3 protein-coding genes are annotated in these 4,114 nt (G+C 73.2%); 1 reads left to right on the forward strand and 2 read right to left on the reverse strand.

What is annotated here, in order from left to right; all coding sequences use genetic code 11:
- Positions 1–204 precede the first annotated feature (204 nt).
- Positions 205–942, forward strand: a complete 738-nt coding sequence (locus tag JGS22_RS14815; RefSeq protein WP_211043205.1) for a D-Ala-D-Ala carboxypeptidase family metallohydrolase — start codon at positions 205–207, stop codon at positions 940–942.
- Between the two features lie 205 nt (positions 943–1,147).
- On the opposite strand, the gene JGS22_RS14820 is transcribed toward JGS22_RS14815, so the two are convergent.
- Together JGS22_RS14820 and JGS22_RS14825 are read right to left on the reverse strand one after the other, a co-directional pair.
- Positions 1,148–3,163 (reverse strand): serine/threonine-protein kinase, encoded by a 2,016-nt coding sequence (locus tag JGS22_RS14820; RefSeq protein WP_211043203.1) that lies wholly within the window; start codon positions 3,161–3,163, stop codon positions 1,148–1,150.
- A 216-nt stretch (positions 3,164–3,379) separates the two neighbouring features.
- Entirely contained in the window at positions 3,380–3,721 is a 342-nt protein-coding gene (locus JGS22_RS14825; RefSeq protein ID WP_211043201.1) for a DUF5713 family protein, read from the reverse strand.
- Positions 3,722–4,114 lie beyond the last annotated feature (393 nt).

The raw sequence follows: 4,114 nt of genomic DNA on the forward strand, positions 1-4,114 counted from the left end.
GGGTCGGCCTGCGCCCGGAGCCCGGGGCGTCAGCAGGACGCCGGACGGCGACGGCGGCGGGCGTGGGGTGTGGGCCGGCGTCGACTGTCAACCACGCCAAACGGGGGAGGGAAGGCGGCGGTCGGTGGACACGTTTGGGAGGAAAGTCATGGCATGGGCCGCCCATTATTGACATGTCCGATACATCTAGCGGACGTTGATGTCATGTTGAGACGAATCCTGACCTCCTTCCTCACCGCGGTGCTGCTGGCGGCCTCCGCGCTGACCGTCACGGTCGCCACGGCCGGCACGGCGAGCGCCGACGGCTGCTACACCTGGAACCGCACCCTGAAGCAGGGCGCGTCCGGCGCCGACGTCACCCAGCTGCAGATCCGCGTCGCAGGCTACCCGGGCACCGGCAACGTCCTCGCGATCGACGGAAGTTACGGCCCCGCCACCGCCGCCGCGGTCAAGCGGTTCCAGTCCGCCTACGGGCTGTCCTCCGACGGCGTCGCCGGCCCGAACACCTTCTCCAAGATCTACGCGCTCCAGAACAACGACTGCTCGCCCGCGAACTTCGCCTTCTCCGAGCTCAACCGCTGCAACTCCAACTGGTCCGGCGGCAGGGTCAGCGCCGCACAGGCCAAGGAGAACGCCAAGCGCACCATGTGGAAGCTCCAGGCACTGCGGCACGCCCTGGGCGACCAGTCCATCCGCATCACCAGCGGTTTCCGCTCCGCCACCTGCAACGCCAACGTCGGCGGCTCGCCCAACAGCCGGCACATGTACGGCCACGCCGCGGACCTCGGAGTCTCCCCGCACAGCCTGTGCACACTCGCCAAGGCCGCCCGCAACCACGGCTTCAACACCATCCTCGGCCCGGGCTACCCCGACCACAACGACCACGTCCACCTCGACCACAAGAGCGGACGCACCTGGTCCGCTCCCAGCTGCGGTATCTGAGCCTGCGTGAACCGCCGTGCCGCCCAGGCCCGTGGGGCGGTACGGCGACCGACGAAGCCCGCGGGGCGGTGCGGGGGTGGTGCCGGCCGGCACCACCCCCGCCCGTGCAGCGCAGGGCCGCCGACGGCGCCCGGGGCGCCGGTCCACCGCCCGCGCAGGCAGAGGACGTACCCGTGCCCCCTCGCGCACGCCGCGGCGGCGCCGGTCAGCGGGGGTTGAGGCGGACGACCTTGCCCTCGGCGTTCGCGGCGAGGTAGCCGCCGCCGTACTCGTCCGACATGTACAGGCGCAGCTCCAACTCCCCGGTGGACATGCCGTGGTCCACGATCAGATAGCGGCTCTGCGGCTTGTCGACGTTCAGGTCCTGCTCCGCACGACGCCACAGCGAGGGCAGCGCCGACCAGTCGACCTTCCCGAGGTCGACGGTCTCACCGGTGACCATGCCACCCGGAGTGGGGGAGGGATCCGGCGCGTTGGCGGGGTGGTAGCTGACCCGGTCGTAGCGCTTCGGGTCGCCCTTGAGGGGAGTGTCGGCCGAGATGTGGGAGTCGTGGAAGCTCGCCCGGATCACCCGGGTGCCGCCCGACGACTTGCGCAGCACCCGTACCGCTTCCTTCGCGCCCTGCTCGGTGTAGAAGGGGCCGCGGAAGGCGGAGGCGGCGTCCTCCGCGACGTCCGGAGCCTTGGCGTCGGCGTCGGCGTCGGCGTCGTCCGAGCCGCCGGACCCTCCGGACCCTCCGGACCCGCCGGAATCGCCGGGCTTGCCGGGTGAGGGTGTGCCGGACGGGGATGAGGACGGGGCGGCCGAGTCGGAGCCCGAGTCGCCGACGATCTTCGGAAGCACCAGGAAGCCCAGCAGCGCCGTCACGGTCACCACAGGGCCTGCCAGGAAGGCGCCGATCCGCAGGCGCCGCCCGGCCCGCTCGGCGCGCTCCGGATCCTGCCCGACGGGCACGGCGGCGGACGGAACCGCGGCCGGTGCGGCGCCCGAGGGCCCACCGCCGCCCGACGAACCGCCGGCAGGGCGCGGGGATTTGCGGAATGACGTCGGCACGACGTCCTCGGGCTCGCCCGCCGCGCTGCCGTCTGTCGCGCTGCTGTCGTGGACGCTGTTCGCGGCTACGGGGACGGAGCGGGGCGCGGTGGCGGTCGGTGCCGACTCGGGCCCCGGGGCGGGGCCACCACCGCTACCGGCCCTGGGCGGGCCCTGCGGGCTGACGGCCCGTCTGCGCGCGGTCCCGGCCGGCGGCGCGTCCTGCCGAGCGTGCGGTCGGCCGTCTCCGGACGCCCCGCCCGCCGACGCCGTCCCGCGCCTGCCCTCGGTGGCCGAGGGCGAGGCGGGAGCGACGAGGTTCCAAGTCCCGGGGTTCGTGGTCGGTCCGCCGCTCTCGGCGTCGGCGAGCAGCCGGTCGAGCTCCTCGGCGTCCGGACGGTCGCCGGGCTCGCGGGTGAGCAGTGCCTCCAGCACGCCGTGCAGCGAACCGGCCCGCTCAGGCGGTGGTATCGGAGCGTCGAGCACCGCGGCCAGCGTCGCCAGCGCGGTGCTGCGGCGCAGCGGGTGGTCACCCTCGACCGCGACGTAGAGCATCATTCCCAGTGACCAGAGGTCGGACGCGGGATCACCCTCCCGGCCGCGGATGCGCTCGGGCGCGATGTAGTCGGGGGAGCCGATCAGCTCACCGGTGGCGGTGAGACTGGCGGACTCGCGCACCGCGGCGATGCCGAAGTCGGTGAGCACCGGGGTGCTTTCGGTGCGCAGCAGCACGTTGGCCGGCTTCACGTCGCGGTGCAGCACGCCCTCGGCGTGCGCGGCGCGCAGTGCGGCGAGCACGCCCCGGCCGATGGTCGCCGCCTGCTCGGGCGCCAACGTCCCCCGGTCCAGGCGGTCCTGGAGCGAGCCGCCGCGCACCAGCTCCATCACGAGCCACGGGTGGGCCACCTCGGCGGAGGTGACGATGTGGTGGATGGTCACGACGTTCGGATGCTGGAGGCGGGCGAGCGAACGCGCCTCGCGCAGCACGCGCTCGCGGAGCATCCGGGCGGCGCCGGGGTCGGACTCCAGCAACAGCGGGTCGGGTGGCCGCACCTCCTTGAGCGCCACCTCGCGCTGCAACTCCATATCAAGGGCGCGCCACACCAGCCCCATTCCACCGCCGCCGAGCCGCTCACCGAGCTCGAAACGGCCGTCGATCACCCGCCCTGCGGGCCCCCCTGCGCTCATGGGGCTCAGCGTACGGCGCGGGTCCGACACCGGCACCGGCGTCCGGCCGCCCTCGCCGCAACAGGCAAAGCCTGCGCCGGGACCGAGGCGCCCGGCAGCGGCGCGGGCGTGAACCCGGCCCCGACCGGCGGCCGTTGGCGCGGGCCCACGGCCCGTCTCACCCGCGGGCCCCTGCCTCACCTGCGTGCCACCGACCTCAGCGGTGAGCCCCCTGCTTCACCAGTCGCGCTCGGCGACCAGTGCCTCGGGGTCCGCGTCCGGGAAACCGTAGGCCGACGCGACGAAGAAGAAGTCCTCGCAGATCGCCTCGCGCGCGATCGTCTCTATCCCGCTGCCCGCGGCGTGAAAATCCTCCTCCAGCGCGTTGAACCGCTCGGTCGCCACCGCCGTCAGCTCGTACAGCGCCGCCTCGCTGGCGGGAGGAGCCTCCTCGATCGCCGTGCACAGATCCAGCAGGATGCCGTTGCCCTTGTCCAGCACGTGGTCGGGGTAGTAGGAGTCGCTGTACATCTCGCGCAGGAAGGCGTGGTTGAGGATCGTGTCGTTGGTGATGGGCATGAGTCCCCCTGGAGTGCACGGTGGTGAGGAAGCGCGGCCACCGTCCGCGCGACGGACGCGACGGCAGCACGCGACGACCCGTACGCGGGCGAACCGCGTACCGGCCGAAAACCATCCTGCCCCCTGCCACTGACAATCGGCCGTGCCCGGGCGGGCGTTCTCCCGCCCCTCTCCGGCAGCCCCGCAGCACGGCCCCGGCCCGGCGCCGTTGGGCACGCCCCGGCGCCCGCCCGAACGTGCCAACGGGGCAGGCCGATCGTCCGCGCTGCGGAAGCGGACGGTGCAACTCATAGGGTGGTGGCCGACGTTCGGAGGTCGAACGTGTCGGAGCAGCCGATCTGGAGGCAGCCGCGATGGAACCGCTCCAGCACGGAGACCCCACGCGCATAGGGG

The organism is Streptomyces tardus (assembly GCF_018101125.2).
GTDB lineage: Bacteria > Actinomycetota > Actinomycetes > Streptomycetales > Streptomycetaceae > Streptomyces > Streptomyces tardus.